At 72.5% G+C, this 1,384-nt stretch carries 1 protein-coding gene; it reads right to left on the bottom strand.

Annotated elements, in window-relative coordinates:
* Positions 1-1,264, bottom strand: a 1,264-nt coding sequence (locus tag RTM68_RS17460) for a hypothetical protein (RefSeq protein WP_312173401.1), incomplete at its 3' end; no start/stop codon positions are given.
* Positions 1,265-1,384 lie beyond the last annotated feature (120 nt).

Genomic DNA, 1,384 nt, shown 5'->3' on the forward strand with positions numbered 1-1,384 from the left:
ACAGTCCGTGCGTGTGGGTCTGCTCCGCGGCGCCGTGGGCGAGGGGGAAGTCCGGGCGTGGCGTGGCGTTCAGGCGATGGCGGGGGAAGTCGAATCCGGGAGCGTGCATGCAGCTACCCGCGAGAGGCAGCTGCCCGTGGCTGAGCGCATGCCACGCCGCGAACACGCTCCTGGCCGTGTCGGGCGCCGAGGCGAGTCGGTTGCCGAACGGTCGCGCGCCTCTGCCGAAGTCGCTGTCGTCGGCGTGCACGAGAGCGATGTCGGGCCGGGCGTCGCGATGCGACCACGCCGGGCGATTCCGCGGAACCCAGTCGAGCGCGAACTCCCGCCAGACCTCTCCGTGCTCGGTCGTGTCGAGGTGCCCGCCGCCGCGGTGCCGCACCAGGGTGTCGATGTTCTCGACGAACAGCCGGGTCGGTGCGAAGTGGTGGGCCAGGCGCAGCGCCGAGGCGAACTCGGCGGGGGAGTGCCCGGGGAACCCGGGTGCCCTCGTCTGCCAGGGGCCGACGTCGGGACCCCAGAGGTCGGCGCACACCCACAGCTGCCGGTCGTACTGCAGTGCCGCGCCGAGGGCCGTGCCGAGCTGCAGCGGCTGGAACGACTCCTTCATGACCTTCGGCGCCGGGGTCATGCCCGCACGCGCGAGGGTGTGGAACATCACGGGGAAGACCTGTTCCGAGACCACGGGGACCCGTGCCCCGCCGCCCGCCTCGGCGGCCCGGTCGATCGTGTCGACGATGCCCCGGGTCGTGGCGTCGATGACCGCGATCGCCTCGTCAGCCGTCAGCCCCTCGGTCTGGCCGAAGTGCGGCAGATGCGCGTCGTGCCGGTACTGATCGGCGTGGATCTGCAGGTGCTCGGGCTCGTCGTAGAGCATGCCCACGAGCCGTCCCGACGCGGCGGCGGCGCGCACGACCTGCGGATCGACGTCGTGCCTGTTCGTGCCCTCGGCGAAGGGGCCGTTGATGTTGCCGTACTCGTTGCCGAGCACGATGTCGATCCCCGCGGCGTCCATGTCTCGCAGCAGGGCGGAGACATCGGTGTGCGCGGGCACCTGGTGATGCACGTAGAAGTCGGCGCCGAGGTCCCGCAGCAGCTCGGTGAACCGCTCGGGGGTCAGCGGGGGATCCTGCGACGGGATCGGGACGCCGGTTCCGGTGCGCATCACCTCGTCGGAGGCCCGACCCGCCCAGGGATCCTGGAACGCCACGACGGGGCCCTGGATGCCGAGCGAGGGAGAGGGATGCGGGTGCGCGGCGGTCATGCGGCGGTCCTGTCTGCGGAGCGGTCGGGCTGCGGAGCGGTCGGGGCTGTTGAGCGGTCGGGGCTGTGCGGAGGGATGAGCGGGAGGGGAGGGGGTGTGTGCCCCCGCCCCTCCCGCCGG

This window comes from Microbacterium sp., assembly GCF_031988965.1.
GTDB lineage: Bacteria > Actinomycetota > Actinomycetes > Actinomycetales > Microbacteriaceae > Microbacterium.